Source organism: Alteromonas sp. ABV4_150 (assembly GCF_056311745.1).
This window is the reverse complement of the sequence record NZ_CM149971.1, coordinates 2,855,269-2,878,498: the sequence shown is the minus strand read 5'-3', so window position 1 is coordinate 2,878,498 and position 23,230 is coordinate 2,855,269. Positions and strand designations below refer to the sequence as shown.

Sequence of the window (23,230 nt, the reverse complement as noted above, 5' to 3'; positions counted from 1 at the left end):
AAAATTAGTCTTATGACTGCAGCTATCGTGCTTGATCTATGTCAAATTATGATGCGCTGTTAACCCTTTTCAAAAGTAGTTAGGGTTATTGCTGACCAAAATTACAACCCTATTGCGTTCCAAACCGATTAAAGATATTGAGCTCGTTTACATTTCCTAACATTAGCTCAGCAGACCTACAGAGCGATTCCATAGACTCACTCACTTTCACATCAAAGTTAGAAGGTGTAGCTCTCAAACTGTGTTGAAAAATTTTAGCGTTAGTGTGTGATGCTAAAAGCAAAAAGCCAAGGCAGCCGTAAGGTTTCAAATAAGGCAATCGATTACAGAGTTGCTCTGCTGCACTGTGGGTGACGGTTAAACTTTTATCTGGAATAGAAAATATTACCCAATGCTCTCGCTTTCCCCCTTCTTTAACAATCGCGGTAAACCAATCGTCCACTGTTCTGTCGTCGTACACGTTGCTTGGTATATCGAATAACACGTTATTGACGTTGAAAAAGCGATACTGATGGTGACTTCCTATCATGGCTACCTCCTATAATGCCTCATACGATTGATAAGACATATCGCTATGCTTAGATCATTTCAAAAGGCTGGGAAAGTGATAAAAAAACGCACTACTTGGAGCGTTACTTTGTTAATCCTTACCTTAAAACGTTGTTGTTTTGATAAACGCCCTTAGCACGCATAGCAGAAGCAATTTTCTCGCTCAACCACTCTGAGGCCTTCGGTGTTTCGCTAAAAAATTGGAAAGGGAGTGTGGATGCATCATAAATTCTAGACCAAAACTTTTGCTGCAGTGCGAGCCCCTCTGGTTCATGGAGTACTACGGCCGTGGCAACAAGCCCTGAATCAACGGCTTCATCCACTATCATTTGTGCATCTACCGTCGCTTCCATGGGAGCTAGCGCTAGGCCGTGAACGTTTACTAAGCTGGCCCAACAAGGGACATTGATCTTTTTCCTTTCAGCGCCCACCACCCGTTGATATTTACGGATAAACTCTAAATTGAAAGGGCCTTTTAAGTCGATAGCTAAAATTCTTCTTTCTTGGATAAAGTAAGCCTTAACATCACCATGCGCACTAAATTTTTCATTGTCCATAAGTCACAGTTACCACTTTCTTTAATCTGCTAGAGCAACAATCGCTACACATAGAGTATAAGGCAGTTATTAAAATAGCGCCTAAGAACCGGCAAACAAAATGTGAAATTATCGTAAGGGCAAGTCGACACCTAAAGAAAATAAAAACAACACCAAAAAGATATTGCAAATCATTCTCATTTACACTATCTTGTAAATGCCTGTTCGACGTTGGGTAAAAAACGGTCTTGGCTTAGCGTCGCTGAGGGATAGACGCCCGTCTATCCCTCATTTTTTATTTTACGACTCATTTTGTTACTGGCATAAAAAACGCGACTTAAAAGCCGCGTCTTTAATACTAAATAAATACTCGCTTTTAAAAGCTAGCTAAACAGCTTCATAAACCAACCTTTTTGAAGGTCCTCTTCGCAGGTTTTAAGTTGTGTCGCGTAGCGCAACGAGCGGGCTTTTACTTTTGACGCCACTTTCTTAAGCCAAGGTTTTCTGTCATAGCTTCTGCGTTTATAGCCGCCCCATCCTTCGTGATAATTAAGGTATTGTGCATAGGCGTCCCATTTAGAAATACCGTTCACTTTTTGCGATTTATAAATAAACCACCCCATAAAGTCGATGGCATCTTCAAAATCATCCCTATCAGCACCGCTATTATCAGTTTCGCGCATGTAGTCTGACCACGTCGGTGTTTTGGCTTGGGAATAACCATACGCCGAACTGACACGTCCCCAAGGGATTAGCCCGAAGAACACATAATCTCGAGGTGGCAGTGCATCGTGACGAAATGAGCTTTCTTGATACATCATGGCCATTGGAACATGTATAGGCACACCCCATTTATCGCGGGCATCAGCAGCTGCATCATACCAATCGTCCTTTTCGTAGAATATTTCGCACAAATTACTGATGTCTTTAGGAGGCGTAGTTGCACACCCAGCGATAAATAGCGGAAAAAGAACGATGAGAGTTGATAAAAAAACAACCAGTTTTTTGAACTTTTGGTTCATAGCTTGTCTTAACTAATGTTCTAGTAAAATGTGTGTTTCCCTGGAACCCTTCGATGCCTGACCTATGTCAGGCATTTTTTTTTGCTGGGGCCTCAGCGAAATAATCACGAATAAATGTATCAAAGTCTTTCACATCAGCCGCTTCTATTTCTTTTTGAGCAGCAAACGACACGTCAGCTTGGGCAGCGAATCCAGCAGCGTCGGTATCCGTATATTCAAAAGACTTCATCTCAGCTTGATAAGCCTGAGCAAGCTCCAACCCTAGCACACCATTGTCTTTGTCACCTTCTAAAAGCATAGAAAGCAGTTTGCCTGACGGCGTTAAATCGGGGTCTTGTACTTTGGCGAATTCAGTTTTTACTGCTTCACTGTAGCGACAAGTATCGTTAGCCATATCAAGTAATTCAGCGGCCTGCTCGAAAGACTCAAACAGAGAAGTACACCACTGGGGTAATGTGATATCTACGCCGCCATTTTTTAGTACTAGATTTGGATTTCTCCCTTCTAGTACTACTCGGTTCATATTCTCTTTCGCTTCGTTAAGTTGGGTTTCGTCGAGCTCAGTACTTGGCATTAGTAAACACGCAACTAAAAATACATCTAAGAAATCAAACTGGGTTTGTGAAATACCCACTGCCGAAAACGGATTAACGTCTAGCGCTCGTACTTCAATGTAATTGATACCGCGGCGAACCAAAGCGTCTGTTGGTTTTTCCATTGACTTAGTAGGCTGCTTGGGTCGTATAGGCGAGTACAGCTCATTTTCAATCTGAATAATATTACGGCTAAGCTGCTGATAATTGCCCTCATCCCCAGCAGCAAACTGGCTGAAGCGCGTAGACGGCGTATTCATGGCATCCCGCAACAGCTTGACGTAGTTGTCGAGCTGGTTGTAACAGATTTTAAGGGACGATTGCTCGGCACTGGTGTAGCCTAAGTCACTCATTCGAAGGCACGTGGCATAAGGCATGTAAACCGTACCTTTACCCACTTTCTCAAACGGCAAGGCGTGCTTTTTACCTTTCAGGAATGAACCACAAAGTGCAGGAGATGCGCCATAAAGATAAGGTATTAGCCAACAAAGGCGACGATAGTTGCGAATTAACCCAAAATAATCCGCTGAAACCTGATCTTGCGAATATTCTTTTCCGTTCAGTTCAGCCCATAGTTTCCAAAAGCTATTAGGTAGAGAAAAGTTAAAATGAACGCCAGCAATAGCCTGCATCATACTGCCATAACGGTTTTTAAGCCCTATGCGGTACACTCGCTTCATTTTTCCTACATTTGACTCACCGAAGTAAGCGATAGGAATGTCGGCTTCATCTTCGATGAAACACGGCATGCTTAGTGGCCATATCTGCTCGTCACCAATGTTATCGATAACGAATTTATGGATATCTTTTAACTGATTGATAGTTTTGGCTGCGCTATTCTCTGGCGGTGTAATGAACTCAAGCAGCGATTCAGAAAAGTCTGTAGTTATTGAATCGTGAGTCAGTGCAGAGCCCAGAGGTTTAGGATGAGGCGTTTGCGCCAACGTACCGTTCGGGTTTATACGAAGGGCCTCGCGCTCTACTCCGCGCTTTATGTCTTTAAGCGCAGCTAGGAACTCGGGTGACTTAAGCGCAGCGATGCGCGCTTCAAAACGGGATAAGTCTACAGTCAAAATGGTGGTCCGTTATGTCAATATTGCCCCTGTTATGGGGGGCAATAGTGTTAATTCAACAAAAATCAATCTATCAGTTTAACGTTTCTCGGGTATTACTCTCTACTGATAACTCGATAATTGGCATTGATAGCGCGTTTAATTGAGGCAAAATTTTAGTTTTATCACCTACTACAATAATTTGCATCTTATCGAGATTCAAATATTGCTTTGCTAACGCATCCACCGTTTCCTTGTCAATATTGTTGATAATAGCGAGCTGCTCTTCACGGTAGCCTTTTTCCAAATCGTAGCTCAGCAGCTGTCTTAGGAAGCGTGCTTTGCTAGCAGGCGTTTCAAATTCTAACGCATCGCTTAATGTAAAGGCGTTGCGCATGAAGGCTATTTCTTCCTCAGTCACGCCTTCAGTGCGGTAGCGATTAATCTCTTTTAAAATTTCAGCGATACCTTCACCTGTGTTAGCAGCAGTGAGGTCGGTACTTGCTTCAAACCATCCAAGTGTTTTACCACCCACAAAGCCGCTATTTGCTCCATAGGTGAAGCCTTTATCTTCTCGCAAGTTAAGATTTATACGGCTATTAAATGCCCCACCTAACGGGAAGTTCATAAGACGGGACTTAAAGTGATCGCCTGTTGCATCAAAAGGTAGGCTTCGATCAACTAGGTATACCACTGACTGTACCGCCTCTGGACTGTCTACCAGGAATATCTGATTTTCTTCATACTTAGGAAAGTCACTGTAATCAGCGAACTGATAGGTTTTACCTTGCCACTGACCGATGAAATCTAAAGTATTTACCATAGTCTCTTTTGGTAAGTTGCCGACAACAACAATACTCGCTTTATCAGGTGAGTAATAATTAGCATAAAACGCTTTAACGTCTTCTAACGTGATGTTTTGTACTGATTCTAATGTACCTTCGTCAGGCAGGCTTACGCGATTCTCTTCCCCAAACAAGATTAGATCTCGTGCACGACGCGCCAGGCTTGAAGGCGTTTTCGCTTGCTGCTGTAGCCCCTGTACAACACGCTCTTTCATGCGGTTGAAGTCTTCTTGCGTAAACGCAGGGTTGAACAACTTTTCTTTTAACAGTGCTAAGGTTTCATCTAAATGCTTAGTTAATGTTGATACATAGACTTGCGAGTACCTACCAGCAGTGCTGAACCGGATAGCACTCCCCAACTTAGCAAGCTCGTTAGCCAATTCTTCGTTACTATAATTTTTTGTAGTTTCATTCATTAGTAAAGCTGTCAGATAAGCCGTGCCAGCTTTACCTTCAGGGTCTAGCAACATACCACCATCCATGCCTAGGGTTAACGTTACCGTTGGTGTTTCTGCGCTGGTAACGCCAAGCATTTCTATACCGTTAGCAAGTTCAGCTTCCCAATAATCAGGTACTTCTACAACTGGTGCCTCGCCAGCCTTTGGCATTTCGCTTCTATCGAAACTAGATTCTGCGCTGGTAAAGGCTTCCTCATTTGTAACCTCTGTGGTTTCTATCTCAATATTTCTTACCGGGCGCTCAAAGTTCTGCTCGGCAGCAGCAAGTTGTGCCTGCCCTTTTGGCACTACACTTAGCACTACGCTATTAGCACCTTTAATGTACTTATTATACACGCGCATGATGTCTTCAGCCGTTACCGCGTTGTAGCGCTCAATATCTTCGGCTATTAAATCGGGCGTTTGATAAAAGGTTTCGTTTGCAGCAAGCGCTGACACCTTGCCAGACACACTTTGTAAACCAAACACCGTACGCGCCTCAATTTTACCTTTCGTTCGCGCTAAATCATCGGTGGTGACACCTCTTGTTTCAAACTCTTCAAGTGTTTTATTCAGCACATCTTGAAGTGTTGAGAGTGAGGTGATTTTTGCTGGATTAGCCAAGGCAAGTAGCTGAAACTCACAGGCAAGTTCACGGCAAGGGTGAGACACTACGGCCTGCACTGCCATGCCCTCTTTAACTAAGTTTTTATAAAACAATGAAGTTTTACCACCACCTAAAATATCGGCTAAAACATCAAGCGGCGCTTCATCTTCGTGACGACCGTATACCGTGGGGTAGGTTATTTGAAGAAGAGGAAGATGGACTTTATCTTCTAACGTTACATAACGGGTTTCCTTTAACGTCACCTGTTGTGGCTCAGGCTCTTCTACTGCAGGGCCAGCGGGTATTTCGCCGAAGTACTTATTCACCCAAGCTTTAGTGTTAGCTACATCGATATCGCCACCAATGGTAAGCACAGCATTGTTAGGGCCATACCAGCGCTTAAAGAAAGCTTTCAGGTCGTTTACGTCTACTCGATCTAAGTCTTCTACATAACCAATAGTCATCCACGAATAAGGATGCCCTTCAGGATAAAGCGCTTCGCCATTGAGCTCAAAACGCAACCCGTAAGGTTGATTGTCTACCCGTTGTGCGCGTTCGTTTTTAACTGTCTCTCTTTGATTTTCAAACTTAGTTTGGTCTACGGCTTCTAGCAGGTAGCCCATTCTGTCAGACTCAAGCCATAACACTTTTTCTAACTGGTTTGCCGGCACAGTTTCAAAGTAGTTAGTGCGATCGGTATTAGTCGTGCCGTTTAGATTGCCGCCAGATTCTGTGATAACTTTAAAATGCTGTTCATCAGCAACGTGTTTTGACCCTTGAAACATCATGTGCTCAAAGAAGTGGGCAAAGCCAGATTTGCCAATTTCTTCTCGTGCCGAACCAACGTGATAAGTTACATCGACGTGCACAAGCGGGTCAGAATGGTCTTCGTGTAGGATGACGGTCAGCCCGTTATCAAGCGTATATTTTTCGTAAGGAATAGAAACGCTATTTGATGTAGTCGCGGCGGTATCTGATTGACTATTCGCCTGTTCTTCCTGCACGTGCTGACACGCTGATACTGCGATGACGCCTATGGCCATAAAGAGGGTACGAAGGGTCAGTTTTCCTGACATGATGATTCCTTTTAAATTACTACCTGTTTTCGCTCGTCTTCACTCTAACTACATTTTGCCGTAACCACTTAACTTGACGGTTAAGAATGAAGTTGCGATTTCAAAAGCGCGAGCGAATTTTTGAAGACTACCAGACTTTTTAACGCTTTACTTGCTTCGACTTTGCTATGGATGTATTAATTTGTGTATTTCTGAAATACACTTACACTTCGTAGTCTTTAGTAATAAAGGCTTTAGCCAGTTGAATTCGTTAAGTGGTACGAATGAACTGACAAATGGTTTGCGTTTGGACTAGAAATTGTCCGAAAAGAAGTTGCGAAATAAAAGGATAGATGTATGGATCAGTCAACAACAGTACTTGATATAGACTTCGGAATGTCACAGTTAAGTGGTAACAAAAAACTGTTGTTCACCCTACTAGGTAAGTTTACGGACGAATACCGTTCTCTAGATGCTGACTTACAAGCGCATATTGCAAAGGGTGACTTCACTGAGGCTTATTCACTTGTTCATACCCTTAAGGGAGTAACGGGAAATCTAGGTATGTTTGCGCTTCACAACGCAAGCAAGCCAGTTGAAAGTAGCTTTAGAAACGACGGACAAGTCGCTGATGAATACCCTGCGTTTGTCGCCGTGCTAAATGAGACAATTACCACGGTAGATGCATTAATCAAAGAGCCACAAGTTACCGCTTCTGCCCCTGCAAATGGCGCTGCCGCTGAGCAAGCTCGAAAGCAGTTATTGGCCGCACTTAAAGCCAGTGAGTTTATTGCACAGGATAAACTAGACGAGTGGCTAGACGCCCTTGCCTTACCGCAAGAAAAACGCACGGCTATTATCGATGCAGTTGACGAGCTAGATTATGAAGAAGCTATCGAAGAGTTAGAAAATAGCTAGTGCGGCACATTCCTATCCTCTTTGAAAACACCGATCTTATTGTCGTTAATAAGCCTGTTGGCGTTGCCATGCATGACGCTGGCGTAGAACAAGAAACAACTAAAGGAATTAAAGCAGGAAAGGTAGACGGCATTGTTACTGTTCTAAAAAAGCAGCTCGCCGTTAAAGAATTGCACCTTTGTCACCGTTTAGATACCGGTACCTCAGGTTGTTTGTGTCTGGCCAAAAATGCCACAGTGGCGGCAGAAATCGGCGAGCTTTTTTCATCAAGACGGGTGAGCAAATACTACCTAGCCTTAAGCGATAACAAACCTAAAAAGAAGCAGGGCACGATAATCGGCGATATGAAAAATCGTCGCGGCGGCCAGCGCATTTTACTTAAAACTCAGGACAGCCCAGCGATAACTCAGTTTTTTAGTAGCGCAGCTAAACCCGGAACCCGTGGCTTCCTTGTTAAACCTCATTCAGGGAAAACCCATCAAATTCGAGTAGCGCTCAAAAGCGTCGGAGCCCCTATTTTAGGTGATACACTATACGGCGGCGCGGCATCAGACAGGCTCTACCTTCATGCTTGGCACTTGCGCCTTCCTTTATCTTCTGGTGAATTATTGGTTACTGCACCTTTCGATACAGGTGAAGTCATAAACGAAGCCGATGTGCAGACTTGGTACAACGGGCTTAATGCGCCCGAAACTTATCCATGGCCTTCCCTTCCCGCACGCTTTTTGCCGGCGTGCTAGGGGAAAACGCGAACGGCCTAATAGGTGCCAATAGTCATAATAAAATAGAAGCTACTGTGAATGTTTAATAGATGCTAATGGGTAAACTACATATAGTCGGCGGCGGTGCCATAGGAAGCCTAATTGCTGCGAGCGCCCAGAAAAATGGCGTGCCCTATGATTGCTACCCCAGAAATATTAGGAACATGCCAGCTCGCGCAAAGTGGCAAGGCGGTCAAAGCATTGAACTAAAAGCTGCTATGCCTGCGCCTGTCGTTCTTGAAAAAGGTGACGTGTTAATACTTCCACTTAAAGTGTATCAACTTAACGCTGCTCTAAAGCAATGGCTTCCCTACCTCAATCAAAAACCGACGGTTGTGCTGATGCACAATGGTATGGGCGGGCTAGAGGTTGCACGAAACTTGTTAGGCGGCGATTATCCGCTGCTTCTTGCTACAACTAGCCACGGCGCGTTAAAAGAAAGTACATTAAGCGGCGATTTTCATGTGAATTATACTGGGCTAGGGGCAACGCAAATTGGCGCGCCTAATTTAGCTGAGCCAATACCTCAAACACTGGCCGCCCTTTCACAGATAGCGCCCCAGCTATCCAGCGCAATTGCTACCGTAACTAGTGCGCTTCCGCCCGTGCAATACAGTGGTGATATTTTAAAAGCACTCTGGACTAAGCTTTCCGTTAATGCCGTAATTAATCCACTAACAGCACTTCACGATATTCAAAATAAGCACGTTGGTAACACTGAATTTGAACAAAGCCGTATTGCTATATGCAATGAGTTCACACAGGTAGCAAATGCATACGGGCTAGATTTCGATGCTCGGTCAGTCCACGAAAACGTACTCTCGGTAGCCAAAGCAACAGGTGAAAACTACTCCAGCATGCATCAAGATATTGCACATGGCAGGCAAACAGAAATCGATGCCATTAACGGTTATATTGTGGAAATGGCAAAGAAAAAGGGTATCCCCGTTCCCGAGAACACCCTTTTGGTAGAGCGTGTTAAAGCGCTAAGTGTTTAAAGCCTTAGCGTTTATAACCGTTTTTTAGTCTTGCTCACCCGCTTCTTGCGCGTCTTTCGGCGCCTGAGGCTTCATATGTGGGAACAAGATAACATCTTTAATCGTTGAGCTATCGGTAAACAACATCGCTAGACGGTCGATACCAATACCTTCACCCGCTGTTGGCGGTAAGCCATATTCAAGCGCACGAATGTAATCGTCGTCAAAGTGCATAGCTTCATCATCGCCAGCATCTTTTTCTTCAACTTGCTTCGCAAAACGCTCTGCTTGGTCTTCTGGGTCGTTAAGCTCGCTAAAGCCATTCGCTAACTCACGCCCACCTACGAAGAACTCGAAGCGATCGGTAATAAATGGGTTATTGTCATTACGACGCGCAAGCGGTGATACTTCCCAAGGATATTCTGTAATAAACGTAGGCTGCTCAAGCTTTTCTTCAGCGGTTGCTTCGAAGATTTCGCAAAGGTACTTACCTGCACCCCAAATACCGTCAACTTCAGGCTCTTTAATGTGAAGTTGTTTCGCCATTGCTTTAAGCGCATCAAGGTGAGCTTCTGGGTCGCGGATAGCGGCTTCATCAGCTTCTGGCCAATACTTAAGAATAGCTTCACCCATGCTTAAGCGGTCAAACGGCTTACCAAAATCGTATTCAACTTCAGACGTTACGTTACCTTCAGCGTCTTTGGTTGTGTTTTTGATGATGCTTGTTCCAAGAATATCTTCTGCCAAGGTGCGCAGCATATCCTCTGTTAGGTTCATCAGGTCGTTATAGTCTGCATACGCTTGGTAGAACTCAAGCATAGTAAACTCTGGGTTGTGACGGGTTGATAGACCTTCATTACGGAAGTTACGGTTGATTTCAAACACACGCTCAAAACCACCAACGACTAAGCGCTTAAGGTATAGCTCTGGCGCGATACGCAGGTACATATCAATGTCTAGCGCATTGTGGTGAGTCACGAATGGCTTCGCCGTCGCGCCACCAGGAATAACCTGTAGCATTGGCGTTTCTACTTCAAGATAGTCACGTTCAGTAAGGTAGTTACGAATGCCGTTTACAATCTTACTGCGGATCATGAAGGTTTTGCGAGTTTGTTCACTTGTGATCAGGTCAACGTAGCGCTGACGATACTTCGTTTCCTGATCGCTCAAACCGTGGAATTTTTCTGGCAATGGACGAAGTGCTTTCGTTAGCAACTCGTATTGCTCCATATTTACGTATAGGTCGCCTTTACCTGACTTATGCAGGTCACCTGCTACGCCAATGATGTCACCAATATCCAGTGCACCGTATTTTGCTTTTAGGGCTTTTTGCGTGTCTTTATCAGCGTAAGCTTGTATACGGCCAGTCATGTCTTGAAGCAGCATGAAAGGACCACGCTTTGCCATAATACGGCCAGCAATGCTTACCTTGTTACCCTGTTCTTGCAGCGTTTCCTTGTCGAATTCACCGAACTTAGCTTGAAGCTCATCCGCATAGTTTTCGCGACGGAAGCTGTTTGGGAAACCGTTCGCACGGCACTGCTCGCGAATAGCGCTTAGCTTAGCACGGCGCTCTGCAATCAATTTGTTATCGTCTGTTTGTTGGTCAGTCATAACCTTTCACTTCGTTGTTCGGTTTACAGCCCAGATTTAAGGCTGGCTTCAATAAATTTGTCCAAGTCGCCATCTAGCACGGCTTGAGTGTTACGTGTTTCCACGCCAGTACGCAAATCTTTAATGCGAGAGTCGTCCAAAACGTAAGAGCGTATTTGGCTTCCCCAGCCGATATCAGACTTGCTGTCTTCCATCGCTTGTTTTTCAGCGTTTTGTTTTTGCAGTTCAAACTCATAAAGTTTGGCTTTTAACTGCTTCATCGCCTGATCTTTGTTCTTGTGCTGCGAGCGATCATTTTGACACTGCACCACAATACCCGTTGGCTCGTGAGTAATACGTACCGCAGAGTCCGTTCTGTTTACGTGCTGTCCACCTGCGCCTGATGCGCGATAGGTATCGATACGTAAGTCAGACGGGTTGATATCTATATCAATATCGTCGTCAATTTCTGGGTATACAAACGCTGATGAAAATGACGTATGACGGCGGTTACCCGAGTCAAACGGTGACTTACGAACCAAACGGTGCACGCCGGTTTCTGTACGTAGCCAACCAAATGCATATTCGCCCTGAATACGCAAAGTTGCACTTTTAATCCCGGCTACATCACCGTCTGATACTTCAATAAGTTCAGTTTTAAAACCGTGGGCTTCACCCCAACGCAAATACATGCGAAGCAGCATATTGGCCCAATCTTGCGCTTCTGTACCACCAGAGCCCGACTGAATATCAATGTAGCAGTCGCTTTCATCATTTGGACCAGAAAACATACGGCGAAACTCAAGCACTTCTAGCTGCTCAATTAAGCTTTCAAGTTCACTTTGAGCCTCGTTGAAAGTATCTTCATCTTCGGCTTCAACGGCCAATTCAACAAGACCTTCAACGTCTTCAGTTCCCTGATCGAGCTTATGGATCGTTTCAACGATTTGCTCTAGGGCCACTTTTTCCTTGCCAAGTGCCTGCGCTCTGTCTGGCTCGTTCCAAACATCAGGACTTTCTAACTCTCGGCTAACTTCTTCTAAACGCTCTGACTTTGCATCAAAGTCAAAGATACCCCCTAAGCGCTTCGGTGCGCTCGCGGATATCTTTTATCGCATTAGTAACGGGGTTTATTTCAAACATAGTCCGCTTATTTCGTTATAAATTTAAGACCGCGGATAGTACCGAATTTGAAGGAATTTTGATAGGGGTTGGCGCAAATATTGCGACCCAGTTTTTGCACACGCTAGCGAACGTTTTTTAGTCGCTTAAGGTGAATTGAATGATATTACCGTTAAACGGCTTACAGTAGGCATTGGTAATACATTCAAAGCCCATAAGATTAAACTTATGAAGCACCCAACGCTTCTTGGCATCTTAGTTCGATGCACTTGTTTAGCACATTCACGCCTTGTTGAAGTGTGCAGTGCAAACCGTAAAGTCGTTATAAGCGATAAATGGAAAAGTAATAGGAAAGGTATGTCGTTAAATAATTTGTCTTATGCTGTTATCGGAGTACTGCTTGGTCTCTTAGTATTGGCATTAGGCCAACTTGTTGACTGTCAAAATCTAGCCGGCGCAACCATGGCGCTACAGTGCCCTAACGGTAATCCTGTTTCAAAACTATGGCTGATCGCCTCAATAGTAATAGCTGGAAGTGGTATCGCCGCTTGGCTATTTCGAAACCGCAACTTCTAGGCGCGGTGTGATATTTCAATCGCATTGCTATTGGCCGAACGTAAATTAACTAAAAACACTAACGTTTTCTTAATTATAAACTGCAGCGCGTATAGATAGTTAAAAAAGCGCATAAAGAAGCCTAGTTCCTTTATGCGCAGCAGTGTTCACCCCGTAACATTTACGGCTATTTAGCAAACGTATAATCTGTATAGCCTTTCTCACCGCCACCAAACAAGGTATCTGGATTGTGCGTATTTAACGGTAAATTGTTCTCTAATCGATAGGGTAAATCTGGGTTCGCCACGAAAGGTCGACCAAAACCAATCATATCTGCCCAGCCTTCAGTTAGAGCTTGTTCGGCACGCTCTGTGTCGTACTTTCCGGCATAAATGAGCAGACCGCTATAAGCTTCACGAATAGCCATCTTGAATGATATTGGCATTTGCGGCGCATCATCCCAGTCGGCTTCAGCAATATGCATATAGCCAATCTTGAAACTATTAAGCATAGAAGCAATCGCAAGATAGGTCTCTTCGGGATTGTCGTCGACCGTCCCGTTTAATGTTGTTAGGGGCGCCAAACGTACACCTACTTTATCAGCGCCAATTTCCTCAGTCACAGCCTGTACCACTTCTTTCAAGAATCGAATACGGTTCTGTACACTTGTGCCGTATTCATCAGTTCTTGCATTACTCTGAGAATCAATAAACTGGTTAAGCAAGTAACCATTAGCAGAATGCAGCTCAATACCATCAAAACCGGCATCAACCGCGTTTCTTGCAGCGACGCGATACTCTTCCACCACCGCTTTTATATCGTCAATGGTCATTTCCCTTGGCATGACTGAGTCTACAAAGCCAGGGTTGCCATCTTCATCCACGAATACCTTAACCCCTTTTGCTTGAATTGCCGATGCACTGATAGGCTGCTGCCCTTCTGTATTTGATGGATGAGAAACACGACCCACGTGCCAAAGCTGCGCAAACATCGTACCGCCCGCTTCATGTACTTTATCTGTTACTATTTTCCAGCCTGCAATTTGCGCCTTGGTATAAATACCCGGCGTCCACGCATAGCCCTTACCTAGCGCAGAAATTTGTGTGCCCTCGCTGACAATTAGCCCTGCGCTTGCGCGTTGGGCGTAATAATCTGCCATTAACGCATTTGGCACGTCACCAGGCTGGGTTGAACGGGAACGGGTCATCGGTGGCATAACAACTCGGTTTTTAAGCGTTTTTCCAGCCAGCGATACTGTTTCAAATAATTTCATATTTCGGTTCCTTTAAGTTTTTCATTTTTAAAATTTCATCTTGTGTAATCTTATAAATGAGGCCCATTATCTTTGTTAGAACCCGTACTTTTTACAAAGCACTTTTGCATTTTTCGCAAAAGTATTAGCTCATTTCGACGACGTTACACCAAATATTCACTATCACCTCTTGACGCAAAAAAATTTAAACTTACACTTGTACGCCGAAATAGCGTACACTTGTACGCTTAAATATTCTTATCTTTTTTGTATTGAAAATATTCGACGATAAATAGGTGTGATTTCTACATTGAGACTATTACTAGATAAATTTACTGATCGCATATTCCACCACGGCTCTTGGAAGGGCTATTGGGAAGTACTGATTCAGCAAATTAAACCCGCATGGCGCGATGGGTATTTCAGAGCCAGAGTTATAACAGTAAAAAGCTTAAGCACGGATATGCTCGAGGTGGTACTTGAGCCAGATAGTTCGTGGCCCACACATACCGCGGGGCAGCATATCGCGTTAACCATAGAGGTTAATGGAAGGCTCACCACCCGCGTATTTACCATAGCAAGTGGTGCTAATAGCCACCAAAGAGACAAGCAGATCCGCTTGGTCACAAAGGTAAAAGCCCGAGGCGCGCTAACCCCTTACCTACATACCTGTGTGCCTAATCAATGGGTAAATATCTCAGCCCCCAAGGGAGAGTTTGTATGGCCTGAAACGCAAAAGCCTCTGCTCATGATTGCGGGCGGCTCAGGTATTACCCCTTTCATTGCCATGCTTGACGATGCTATTAACAATGCGCAGCTAAATCAAAAAGCAGTACATTTGCTTTATTTTGCCAAGCCCAATGAACACATATTGCTTAATGAGCTTTCTGCCTTCAGTAAACGCTGTGAACACTTCAGCTATGATATTTTAACTAAGCAAAAAAATGGGGACGTAGAAGCCCATTTGTCTTATTTCGCCAATGCACACTGGTTAGTGTGTGGTCCACATGCCATGTTCGAGCAAGTTGAAAGTTATGCAAAAACGATCAACGTACCTGTTTCGAGCGAGCACTTCGCTGCGCTTCCTGTGGTGAACAGCACCAGCCTTACCGAAAACGAAACCTTCTCTTTAGTTCACAATGGCCAATCTTTGGCTATCGACAATCAGCAAACCCTGCTTTCACAGCTTCAACAAGCAGAACAACCCGTGATCTACGGATGTGGAATGGGGATTTGTCACCAGTGCCAATGTGTTAAGAAAAGGGGCGTAGTGAGAGACACCCGTACTGGCGAACTTTCAGATAGTGCAGAGCAACTTATTCAGTTGTGTGTATCACAAGCCGTTACCGATGTGGAGATTCAACTATGAACACTAGCGTTTCAATAGACAAACAACACCGTGAAGCAGCCATCGAACAAGCGCATTTTCCGATAAGTGAAACCAAAGCAATTCGGCCAACGAGCACTAAAGAGAAACCGAACTACGAGTTACTTGCCGCTCAGCTTGATGAAATTAAAGCTGACATTAAACGAAAAGTGGGTGCTGAAGATGCGGCCTATATCCGACGTATTATTCTTGTTCAGCGAATTTGCGAGTGGAGCGGACGGATACTTTTAATGTTGGGGTTCATTCAACCGCTGCTCTGGGTTGCCGGCGTATTGAGTTTAGCTACAGCAAAAATTCTCGATAATATGGAAATAGGCCACAACGTGATGCACGGCCAGTACGATTGGATGAACGACAAACACATTAATTCGAAAGGCTATGAGTGGGATATCGCCTGCGATGGTTCGAGCTGGAATCGCGTTCATAATTACGAGCATCACACGTATACCAATATTATTGGGAAAGACAGAGACTTTGGCTATGGTTTGCTTCGCCTGTCTAACGATTTCAGATGGCGTGTAAAAAACCTATGGCAGTTCGCAACTTATATCGTACTTAGCGTGATGTTTCAGTGGGGCGTGTCTTATCACGAGATGGCTGCAGAACGGGTCTTCTTTGGAAAGAAGAAAGACAACCGCAAGAATCAAGTTACCCATAATGAACTTAAGAAACGCTTTTTTAGTAAAGGCGCACGTCAGTTAGTAAAAGATTATGTACTATTTCCTTTATTAGCGGGGCCGTTATTTTTATGGGTATTTACCGGCAACCTTATCGCCAATTTGCTACGCAATTTATGGACATCTACTATTATCTTTTGCGGCCATTTCACTGGCGACGTGGAAACGTTTAAACAAGAAGATTGTGTTAATGAAACACAAGGACAGTGGTACTACCGACAAGCGCTGGGCTCGTCGAACATAAAGGGCGGAAACTTGTTTCACGTGCTTACTGGGCACTTAAGCTTTCAGATTGAGCACCATTTGTTCCCGGATATCCCCGCTAGGCGCTATAGAGAAATGGCCCCCAAGGTTGAAACCGTATTCAAAGAACACGGCATGCACTACAACACTGGCGGATTTCTAAAACAGTACGGTAGCGTATTAAAGCGCATTATTCGCTACTCTTTCCCTTAACCAGTTGAAACCCTAACCAGCCGGCCATTGCGCTTGCGCTGGTTAGGCACGTGCCCCACGCCCAATCAATCAACATGATAAACAAAGTAAAACCTTCAATAATGCTGTACGCCGTTAAATTGTAGGCGCCATAACTGGCCAACCCTAGAAGCGCGCCATCGATCCCAGCATAAAGTAACGACTTATCTCTGTTCGCCACCACAGCAAGTACAAACACCACACATCCATACATGAGGTAAAAAACCACCCAAGGCCACGTGATAAATTGACTTCTAAGCAGAGGAGCCATTTCACTTTGATACCAGCCATCCGCAATAACGCCAAGCCACAAGAAGTCGAGCACACCAAAACACACAAAGATTGCAATTAACGACACGACGATGTTTTTCGCAAAGCGAATGATGTTGGAAAGCATGAAACCTATCCCTGTAAATAAGCAAATTGCGGATGCAAGTGATTTAAAATATGAATACGCAAGTGTTGCACAATAAGCGCATCGGTAAAACGGTAAACCTCTTTACGGCGCATGATTACTTTACTTAAAACTTACACTGGCAACTGCAACTTAAAAGACCATTGAGTCTCAAAGTGATGTGGTTCAAATAAGCGTAAAATAGAATGAAAAAAACACTTTTAGTAATAACAACTTCTTTAATTGTCAGTGCGTGTGCCCATCGCCCTCCGCCGTTAGACATGGACGAAATATTCTTTGAAACTCAAATTAAGCAAGATGGTACCAAGCTCTTCGCGTTTAGCATTCCGTTAATGCAGCATCGTGACGGTGCCAAAGGTGGCGGTAAAGGCGGCCGTGGTCAGGGAGGCGAACGAAGTGGTCGTGGCGGTCGCCAAGGACAGGAAAGTCGCGAAGGCTCGTCACATAGCAGCGATAGAATGACTGAGCAACTTTATACATCTCTTGATGAGAAACTGGATGAGACCGGTTACTGCCAAACGGGCTTTCTAGAAATAGATACACACCAAACCGAAGATAGACTACACCTATTAGGGGAATGTAATGAAACGGCGAGCGAACTGGACAAAATCGAGTTCCCCAACGTTAATTAACCCGCGTTGTTGTGAAGCGCATTGCCGATGGCGTGCGCTTCATTCAACGTTCGTTTGCTAAACAACCTCTTAGTCAACACACAAGGTATGCTCCACAACGCCGTTAGACACATAGGCTCGACAGCCGAATAAGTCCGTACTTTCTAAACACACGCCGCGCGCCTTTTCTCCCGCTTCCATATTATTGTTTTCCGTAACACAAGCCACTTCGCACTCGCTGCTGTCATTACACGCATTACCAGCATCGTTTGCTGGTAGCACACAAGTATGCGCCTGCTGTCGGCCTACTTTCTTCCAGTTACCACCGTGTTTATCGCACACTTTTTCAGACTCAATGGAATAGGCCTGCTGTACCAACGGTAAAGAGGTATCAACAACTTGCTCTAATCTTTCGACGTCTTCAACACTCGCGATTGGCTCATCAATAGGTTCTGGGGGCTGAGCGCCACAAGCAGACAAGGCTGCACACACGCCTGCTATTAACCAGATCCTAAAACGCTTCTGTGCTCTACTGCTTGCCTGTTTCATTCTTTCCCTCTATTTGTTTTACTTATTAAACAACCACTACTTAAAAGCCACGCTTTTTTAAACCTGCGATACATATGACCACTGCTATTAGATAAGTTCTTATTTTTCCGATAAATCCTTATTCGTGCGCTGCGCTATGCCTAATAAATTATCGAACCTATGAAATTTTAGTGTTACCTCGACAGGTCTCTACATACACTTCGCAAAACTTGCAGTATTTACGGATGCTTTATGACACTACACCAAACCGAAAACCTGGTAACCGCTTTAATAACTTTCAGCTTCGCTGTTCTTGGCCTAACATTTTTACTGGGCGCAAATCCTAATGCACTAATAACTACTTTTAATTTCTATTCGTTAGGCGCAATAGTTAGTGAAAGTGCACTTGGTGCTATCACTGGGATTACATTAATGCTGCTAGCCTTAATGACATTTGCAGCACGATTTAAGCTAGTGTCAGCAAAAATGGTTACGCTATTCGCCGCATTGGTTACCGCTCCCCCCCTACTCACCTTGTTATCGCCCGAGCGATGGATGGCTGATTTAGGCGGCTTTCCGATTATTGGAAGTGGTCAAGGGATCATCAAGTACTTCGCAGTACTACCGCTTTTTCTGTTCTTGTTTTATCGCGACAAACTTTCGCATAAACAGCTGACTTACCTTAACTTTGCACCTGTAGCCATGGTTTTACTATGGATAGGAAGCATGAAGTTTTTCGAGTTTGAAGCCAATGCAATTGTTGGGTTAGTAGAAACCTCGCCGTTTATGTCGTGGCTTTATGATGTGTTCAGTGTACAGGGAGCATCCAATGTAATAGGTGGTTTTGACGTCTTTTTTGCGCTTGTTTTGGGCGTGGGTATTTACACTAAGAACAAGCCAATGATTATTGCGAGTGGAATCGCTTGTTTGTCCGTATTTTTGATGACTCAAACGTTTTTATTTAGCGTGCCTGATACCTTTAATAGTGCCACCATCATTAACCGTTTAGGTCAGTTCGTTATTAAAGACCTTTGGTTTGTCGCTAACTTAGCGGTAGTGGCCTACTTCACAGTATTTAATTCGGTGTCAGACCAAAACCGAGAAGCGCAGATAGACTAAAATGTGCTAAATTTAGTTACATAAGGCCGCTTGCCGCGGCCATCCCCAGTGATATAAAACAACACGTAAATAATGAGCAATCGTTTGATGGTCTTTATTTATCTTGTTCTAGCGACAAGCTTACCCAGACCAACCTATGATCTGAGCTGGCAGCACGGTCTTTAACTAATCGATACAGGTCACTTGTTTTAGCTGGCCAAAAAACGCCTGCATCATGTACATCGAATCCATATTGAGATGGTAGAACATAGTCGGCTCTGGCACCCCAATAGGCGGTAAAACGCTTGCTAAACGCAGCGCCGGATGCGCCCGCGCCACCGGCGCTTGTAGGAATGGTGTCGTTATTAACAAGCGGATTTTCGGTTAGCTGTTCTATTACGCCTTCTCTGTGTTTGTCCCCGATATCAGCAGCATTAAAATCACCTACAAGCACAAAGCGCGTATTATTTGATAGGCTAACTTTATCACCCGTATCATCATAGATATATGCGCCTTTGTCAGGAGAAAGGTAATCTGCCATCAACCTTATTTCATCAAAGTTGCGCTTACCATTTCTGTCCTCTTTTCCATCAAAATTAGGTGGTGTTGGATGCATTGCAAGTATGTGAACGGTCTTACCGCCCACTTTGATTGGTACGTCCCAGTGAGACTTCGAGCTTAACCTCAATGCCTCCCATTCAGTTACATCGTACCAAGGGGTGCCATTGTCCACACTGCCACTTTCATCAGGAATAATGGGGACCTGTGGGTGAGGCATATGATGCCATTTAAACGTCTGGAAAGTACGAATACCCTCAACATCAATTGGGTATTTTGACAGTAGCGCCATACCGTATTGTCCGGGATATAATCCAAACCCATAGGCATCGCCACCAAAACCTTCTGCCTTACCATTATTGTCTAAGTCGAAGGTGGTGGGATCGCCGGTGTTTACTGGCGCTACATACGTGTAAGGGTAGTCAACCGGTTCAAGCCCTTGTTGCGAAATATTCAGGTAGTTTTCTATAAAAGCCTCTACCCCTTTTCGTTTATCTGCAATGTAATCAAACTCATTGAGCAATAAAATATCAGGGTTAACACGCTGAATAATTTCAGCAATATTTTTAACTTGAGGGTGCTCGCCCGTAGACAGAACATGCTGAAGTACTTTTTCGCTCGGCTTCATGCCCAACGCTTTATAGTTAGTGGCTTCCATACTTACGTTAAATGTAGCAACTTTTAGCATTTGCTCTTCTTTCGAATAAGCCAACGTGGATACGCATAACTCGGGTAGAATAGCTGTGGCAAGAAAAAGCGCCCTAATTTTCATGTTGTTACCTTTTAATAAAGTCGTTTGCCAACGATACCAATACAGATGAGGATTCTGAACTTTTTTGTACTGAATAATAGCTAGGGTCTATTTAGCGTTAGGTGCAATGAACCTTGCCCAACGTTACCTTCTTTTCGGCTATTTTTGGCCCTTGTCTTCACAACCTTCGGCCAGTTTCAATTTCTCAAACTCACGCGCCATCACCATTTTAAAAAATTATTGCGACATTTATGCAATTGATACAATTAAATTTTATAAAACCATCTTTATAGTGGAATAATAGAATCTATTACTCATAATGTATTGATATTCTTTTTCTGGCGTTTAGAGAGGACAGCTCTCCCCTGAGCTTTAACTGCAGCGGGCATTTTTAAGTAATGGCCAAGAATTTAATAGAAAGAGATAAGTTTTATGAAAAACTGGGTTTCAAAAGCGATTAATACCATCAATGCAGATTATCAGCGCTCTGCAGACACCCATCTGATAAAGCTTGAGCAAATAGCATTTCAAGGTATCGACATCTATCTAAAAGATGAGAGCACTCACCCCACGGGCAGCTTGAAACACCGTTTGGCTCGCTCCCTTTTTCTTTACGCCCTATGTAACGGAAAAATTGTAGAGGGAACGACTGTGGTAGAGGCATCATCAGGCAGCACGGCAGTGTCTGAAGCTTACTTTGCAAAAATGATTGGTGTGCCGTTTGTTGCCGTCATGCCTAAGTCTACCGCCCAGAGTAAAATAGCGCTTATTGAACGTTACGGTGGTCAGTGTCATTTCGTCGACTGCCCTACACAAATGCATAGCGAAGCGACTAGGGTAGCGAAAGACGTTAATGGCTACTTTATGGATCAGTTCCTTTACGCTGAGCGCGCTACAGACTGGCGCGGCAATAATAATATTGCTGAAAGTATTTTTGAGCAGATGAAAGCCGAGCCCCATCCTGTACCACACACCGTGGTTATGAGTGCAGGTACAGGCGGTACGTCAGCAACCATAGGCCGCTACATACGGTACAAAGGCCTCGCTTCTAAACTCGTTGTAGTAGACCCAGAATTCAGCGTGTTTTTTGATAGCTTCCGGCAAAAGGATCATACACTTACCGCTACCCGCGGAAGCCGTATAGAAGGGATTGGACGCCCTAAAGTTGAAGCCTCTTTTCAGCACGACGTTATAGACGACATGATTTCAGTTCCCGACGCGGCCAGTATTGCTACTATGCATTGGTTAAACAATACCATGGGAATTAAAGCCGGCCCGTCTACCGGCACAAACCTATGGGGCGCATTAAGTATTGCCAAACGAATGAAGCAACAAGGCGAAACTGGCTCAATTGTTACGCTTATGTGCGACAGCGGGGAAAGGTATGGCGACACCTACTACAACGCAAAGTGGGTACTAAGCAATATTGGTTGTACAAGTGTATTTACTGACAAACTGGAAAGTATCGAAAGCTGAATTAAAACCAACGTTGCGTGGTTTACACTATAAGCTGCTACTTAAAGTGCTGGCACGCTATATGTAGCGCAGCTCTTTATTCAAATCACGGTTCACTATACATTGGCGATAGATTTGTAATTAAAAAAGCTCACAAAACTATGATGAAAATAAAGATGAAAATAAAGAACTTTCTTCGCAGCAGTATTGCGTTAACTGCCATAATCGCTACCCACAACGCCTTCGCTACTAGTACACCGACAGCTGAAGCCGTTAGCACCAGCAGTACTGATACAGTTGCAAACTCCTCAGCCGGTACTTCTAACAACAGCTACGAAAGCGTTTTTTCCAATCTAGCACTTCACTGCATTCACCAAGAGTTTCCGAATGTAGTGAAACACATGATGAATAGTGCTGATGACGTTAAAGCGCCTAATAAACTTTACCCAGCATTTTACGGCTGTTTAGACTGGCATTCATCGGTCCATGGCCATTGGCTTTTAGTAAGAATGCTAAATACTGCGCAAGACGCGGTGAATAAAGATGAGATCATCGAAAGGCTTAATATCAGCTTTACGAAGGAAAACATTCAAGGTGAACTTGCGAGCCTTAAGCGCGAAAACAATGCCTCATTTGAGCGCCCCTATGGCCTTGCTTGGTTCCTGCAGCTAACCGCTGAACTACGTCAATCTTCGCTTCCTGAAGCAACAAGATGGCTAAATACCTTACGTCCTCTCGAGGACGAAATTGTGGCAAGAGTAAGTGCGTGGTTACCTAAATTGGCTTACCCTATTCGAACGGGTGAACACAGCCAAACCGCCTTTGCTTTTGGACTAATGTTAGACTGGGCGAAGGTAGCAGATAACAGGGACTTTGAAGCACTGCTTACATCTAGAGTAAAAGAATATTACCAGGCTGATAAGCAATGTCCCCTAGCCTACGAGCCTTCAGGGCAGGATTTTCTATCACCGTGCTTGGCTGAAGCCGACCTAATGCGCCGAGTAATGGCTAAAAAAGACTACAGCCAATGGCTTTCAGCATTCTTTCCAGACCTAACCGCTGAAACATCAAGTTGGCTAGCGCCTGCAACTGTGACAGACAAAACGGATGGTAAGCTCGCTCACCTAGACGGGCTGAATATCAGCCGTGCGTGGATGATTGAAGGCATTATAAGTGCGTTGCCAGATAATGATGCACGCTTACCAGTACTGAAGAGAACACTCAAAGCACACCGTGATGCAGGATTAAACGCGGTGTTTGGTGATATGCACTATATGGGAAGCCACTGGCTTGGTAGCTTTGCCAGCTACTTAGAAACACAGCGCGGCATAAAATAGCTCAAACATAGCTCTAGGAAATATAGTGAGGAAGCCGCTCTCGATTAAGCGGCTTTTTTCGCCAC

21 protein-coding genes are annotated in these 23,230 nt (G+C 44.3%); 10 read left to right on the top strand and 11 right to left on the bottom strand.

Annotation, left to right across the window (positions count from 1 at the left end):
- Positions 1 to 109: 109 nt before the first annotated feature.
- From ACYX4M_RS12540 to ACYX4M_RS12520, 5 genes are all read right to left on the bottom strand, one after another.
- On the bottom strand, positions 110 to 529 hold the full coding sequence (locus tag ACYX4M_RS12540; RefSeq protein WP_476080360.1) for a hypothetical protein: 420 nt from the start codon (positions 527 to 529) through the stop codon (positions 110 to 112).
- Positions 530 to 647: 118 nt separating this feature from the next.
- Complete coding sequence (locus ACYX4M_RS12535; RefSeq protein WP_476080359.1) at positions 648 to 1,106, bottom strand: hypothetical protein; 459 nt, start codon at positions 1,104 to 1,106, stop codon at positions 648 to 650.
- Between the two features lie 362 nt (positions 1,107 to 1,468).
- Positions 1,469 to 2,107: a transglycosylase SLT domain-containing protein gene (locus ACYX4M_RS12530; RefSeq protein WP_014948754.1), complete on the bottom strand. Its 639-nt coding sequence runs from the start codon at positions 2,105 to 2,107 to the stop codon at positions 1,469 to 1,471.
- Positions 2,108 to 2,174: 67 nt separating this feature from the next.
- Positions 2,175 to 3,773, bottom strand: a complete 1,599-nt coding sequence (gene gshA / locus ACYX4M_RS12525) for a glutamate--cysteine ligase (RefSeq protein WP_476080358.1) — start codon at positions 3,771 to 3,773, stop codon at positions 2,175 to 2,177.
- A gap of 73 nt (positions 3,774 to 3,846) precedes the next feature.
- A complete protein-coding gene (locus ACYX4M_RS12520; RefSeq protein WP_476080357.1) occupies positions 3,847 to 6,717 on the bottom strand; it encodes a M16 family metallopeptidase in 2,871 nt (956 codons plus the stop codon).
- 336 nt (positions 6,718 to 7,053) lie between these two features.
- Here ACYX4M_RS12520 and ACYX4M_RS12515 point away from each other — a divergent pair, with 336 nt between their 5' ends.
- The 3 genes from ACYX4M_RS12515 (at position 7,054) to ACYX4M_RS12505 (ending at position 9,373) form a co-directional block, all read left to right on the top strand.
- A complete protein-coding gene (locus tag ACYX4M_RS12515) occupies positions 7,054 to 7,614 on the top strand; it encodes an Hpt domain-containing protein (RefSeq protein ID WP_476080356.1) in 561 nt (186 codons plus the stop codon).
- Positions 7,614 to 8,354, top strand: a complete 741-nt coding sequence (locus ACYX4M_RS12510) for a pseudouridine synthase (protein WP_476080355.1) — start codon at positions 7,614 to 7,616, stop codon at positions 8,352 to 8,354. Before ACYX4M_RS12515 ends, ACYX4M_RS12510 begins: the two co-directional genes overlap by 1 nt.
- A gap of 77 nt (positions 8,355 to 8,431) precedes the next feature.
- On the top strand, positions 8,432 to 9,373 hold the full coding sequence (locus ACYX4M_RS12505; RefSeq protein ID WP_476080354.1) for a ketopantoate reductase family protein: 942 nt from the start codon (positions 8,432 to 8,434) through the stop codon (positions 9,371 to 9,373).
- 24 nt (positions 9,374 to 9,397) lie between these two features.
- On the opposite strand, the gene lysS is transcribed toward ACYX4M_RS12505, so the two are convergent.
- A complete protein-coding gene (gene lysS / locus ACYX4M_RS12500) occupies positions 9,398 to 10,966 on the bottom strand; it encodes a lysine--tRNA ligase (RefSeq protein WP_476080353.1) in 1,569 nt (522 codons plus the stop codon).
- Positions 10,967 to 10,989: 23 nt separating this feature from the next.
- A protein-coding gene (gene prfB, locus ACYX4M_RS12495; RefSeq protein WP_476080352.1) for a peptide chain release factor 2 occupies positions 10,990 to 12,088 on the bottom strand; the annotation gives its coding sequence in 2 pieces (ribosomal slippage) (positions 10,990 to 12,012 and positions 12,014 to 12,088; 1,098 coding nt in all).
- A 336-nt stretch (positions 12,089 to 12,424) separates the two neighbouring features.
- Between prfB and ACYX4M_RS12490 the strand changes: the two genes are divergently transcribed.
- Positions 12,425 to 12,643 (top strand): hypothetical protein, encoded by a 219-nt coding sequence (locus tag ACYX4M_RS12490; protein ID WP_334057659.1) that lies wholly within the window; start codon positions 12,425 to 12,427, stop codon positions 12,641 to 12,643.
- A gap of 166 nt (positions 12,644 to 12,809) precedes the next feature.
- On the opposite strand, the gene ACYX4M_RS12485 is transcribed toward ACYX4M_RS12490, so the two are convergent.
- Positions 12,810 to 13,895 (bottom strand): alkene reductase, encoded by a 1,086-nt coding sequence (locus tag ACYX4M_RS12485; RefSeq protein WP_476080351.1) that lies wholly within the window; start codon positions 13,893 to 13,895, stop codon positions 12,810 to 12,812.
- Between the two features lie 289 nt (positions 13,896 to 14,184).
- On the opposite strand from ACYX4M_RS12485, the gene ACYX4M_RS12480 reads away from it, so the two are divergent.
- Positions 14,185 to 15,243 (top strand): flavin reductase family protein, encoded by a 1,059-nt coding sequence (locus tag ACYX4M_RS12480; protein WP_476080350.1) that lies wholly within the window; start codon positions 14,185 to 14,187, stop codon positions 15,241 to 15,243.
- Positions 15,240 to 16,394 carry a fatty acid desaturase family protein gene (locus ACYX4M_RS12475; protein WP_476080349.1) on the top strand — a complete coding sequence of 385 codons (1,155 nt, stop codon included), beginning with the start codon at positions 15,240 to 15,242 and terminating at the stop codon, positions 16,392 to 16,394. The genes ACYX4M_RS12480 and ACYX4M_RS12475 overlap by 4 nt, the downstream gene beginning before the upstream one ends.
- On the opposite strand, the gene ACYX4M_RS12470 is transcribed toward ACYX4M_RS12475, so the two are convergent.
- Positions 16,372 to 16,809 carry a DUF2177 family protein gene (locus tag ACYX4M_RS12470; protein WP_014948742.1) on the bottom strand — a complete coding sequence of 146 codons (438 nt, stop codon included), beginning with the start codon at positions 16,807 to 16,809 and terminating at the stop codon, positions 16,372 to 16,374. The two genes, ACYX4M_RS12475 and ACYX4M_RS12470, sit on opposite strands and share 23 nt — an antisense overlap.
- Positions 16,810 to 17,012: 203 nt before the next feature.
- Here ACYX4M_RS12470 and ACYX4M_RS12465 point away from each other — a divergent pair, with 203 nt between their 5' ends.
- Positions 17,013 to 17,459 (top strand): hypothetical protein, encoded by a 447-nt coding sequence (locus ACYX4M_RS12465; protein WP_476080348.1) that lies wholly within the window; start codon positions 17,013 to 17,015, stop codon positions 17,457 to 17,459.
- A 69-nt stretch (positions 17,460 to 17,528) separates the two neighbouring features.
- Here ACYX4M_RS12465 and ACYX4M_RS12460 read toward each other — a convergent pair whose 3' ends face one another.
- Entirely contained in the window at positions 17,529 to 17,987 is a 459-nt protein-coding gene (locus ACYX4M_RS12460; protein ID WP_476080347.1) for a hypothetical protein, read from the bottom strand.
- 231 nt (positions 17,988 to 18,218) lie between these two features.
- Between ACYX4M_RS12460 and ACYX4M_RS12455 the strand changes: the two genes are divergently transcribed.
- A complete protein-coding gene (locus ACYX4M_RS12455) occupies positions 18,219 to 19,085 on the top strand; it encodes a DUF417 family protein (RefSeq protein WP_476080346.1) in 867 nt (288 codons plus the stop codon).
- 94 nt (positions 19,086 to 19,179) lie between these two features.
- Here ACYX4M_RS12455 and ACYX4M_RS12450 read toward each other — a convergent pair whose 3' ends face one another.
- The gene (locus ACYX4M_RS12450; RefSeq protein ID WP_476080345.1) at positions 19,180 to 20,394 is read right to left on the bottom strand and encodes an endonuclease/exonuclease/phosphatase family protein; all 1,215 of its coding nucleotides are present in this window, start codon (positions 20,392 to 20,394) and stop codon (positions 19,180 to 19,182) included.
- 411 nt (positions 20,395 to 20,805) lie between these two features.
- On the opposite strand from ACYX4M_RS12450, the gene ACYX4M_RS12445 reads away from it, so the two are divergent.
- Positions 20,806 to 21,849 (top strand): PLP-dependent cysteine synthase family protein, encoded by a 1,044-nt coding sequence (locus ACYX4M_RS12445; protein ID WP_476080344.1) that lies wholly within the window; start codon positions 20,806 to 20,808, stop codon positions 21,847 to 21,849.
- A 59-nt stretch (positions 21,850 to 21,908) separates the two neighbouring features.
- Entirely contained in the window at positions 21,909 to 23,165 is a 1,257-nt protein-coding gene (locus tag ACYX4M_RS12440; protein WP_476082875.1) for a DUF2891 domain-containing protein, read from the top strand.
- Positions 23,166 to 23,230: the final 65 nt, after the last annotated feature.

What these genes read in the sequence shown, in the direction of transcription:
- ACYX4M_RS12465 (WP_476080348.1), top strand. Translation starts at nt 17,013, where the DNA reads ATGAAAAAAACACTTTTAGTAATAACAACTTCTTTAATTGTCAGTGCG.
- ACYX4M_RS12535 (WP_476080359.1), bottom strand. Translation starts at nt 1,106, where the DNA reads ATGGACAATGAAAAATTTAGTGCGCATGGTGATGTTAAGGCTTACTTT.
- ACYX4M_RS12475 (WP_476080349.1), top strand. Translation starts at nt 15,240, where the DNA reads ATGAACACTAGCGTTTCAATAGACAAACAACACCGTGAAGCAGCCATC.
- ACYX4M_RS12445 (WP_476080344.1), top strand. Translation starts at nt 20,806, where the DNA reads ATGAAAAACTGGGTTTCAAAAGCGATTAATACCATCAATGCAGATTAT.
- lysS (WP_476080353.1), bottom strand. Translation starts at nt 10,966, where the DNA reads ATGACTGACCAACAAACAGACGATAACAAATTGATTGCAGAGCGCCGT.
- ACYX4M_RS12505 (WP_476080354.1), top strand. Translation starts at nt 8,432, where the DNA reads ATGGGTAAACTACATATAGTCGGCGGCGGTGCCATAGGAAGCCTAATT.
- ACYX4M_RS12470 (WP_014948742.1), bottom strand. Translation starts at nt 16,809, where the DNA reads ATGCTTTCCAACATCATTCGCTTTGCGAAAAACATCGTCGTGTCGTTA.
- ACYX4M_RS12460 (WP_476080347.1), bottom strand. Translation starts at nt 17,987, where the DNA reads ATGAAACAGGCAAGCAGTAGAGCACAGAAGCGTTTTAGGATCTGGTTA.
- ACYX4M_RS12485 (WP_476080351.1), bottom strand. Translation starts at nt 13,895, where the DNA reads ATGAAATTATTTGAAACAGTATCGCTGGCTGGAAAAACGCTTAAAAAC.
- ACYX4M_RS12490 (WP_334057659.1), top strand. Translation starts at nt 12,425, where the DNA reads ATGTCGTTAAATAATTTGTCTTATGCTGTTATCGGAGTACTGCTTGGT.
- ACYX4M_RS12520 (WP_476080357.1), bottom strand. Translation starts at nt 6,717, where the DNA reads ATGTCAGGAAAACTGACCCTTCGTACCCTCTTTATGGCCATAGGCGTC.
- ACYX4M_RS12450 (WP_476080345.1), bottom strand. Translation starts at nt 20,394, where the DNA reads ATGAAAATTAGGGCGCTTTTTCTTGCCACAGCTATTCTACCCGAGTTA.
- ACYX4M_RS12530 (WP_014948754.1), bottom strand. Translation starts at nt 2,107, where the DNA reads ATGAACCAAAAGTTCAAAAAACTGGTTGTTTTTTTATCAACTCTCATC.
- ACYX4M_RS12515 (WP_476080356.1), top strand. Translation starts at nt 7,054, where the DNA reads ATGGATCAGTCAACAACAGTACTTGATATAGACTTCGGAATGTCACAG.
- ACYX4M_RS12455 (WP_476080346.1), top strand. Translation starts at nt 18,219, where the DNA reads ATGACACTACACCAAACCGAAAACCTGGTAACCGCTTTAATAACTTTC.
- ACYX4M_RS12540 (WP_476080360.1), bottom strand. Translation starts at nt 529, where the DNA reads ATGATAGGAAGTCACCATCAGTATCGCTTTTTCAACGTCAATAACGTG.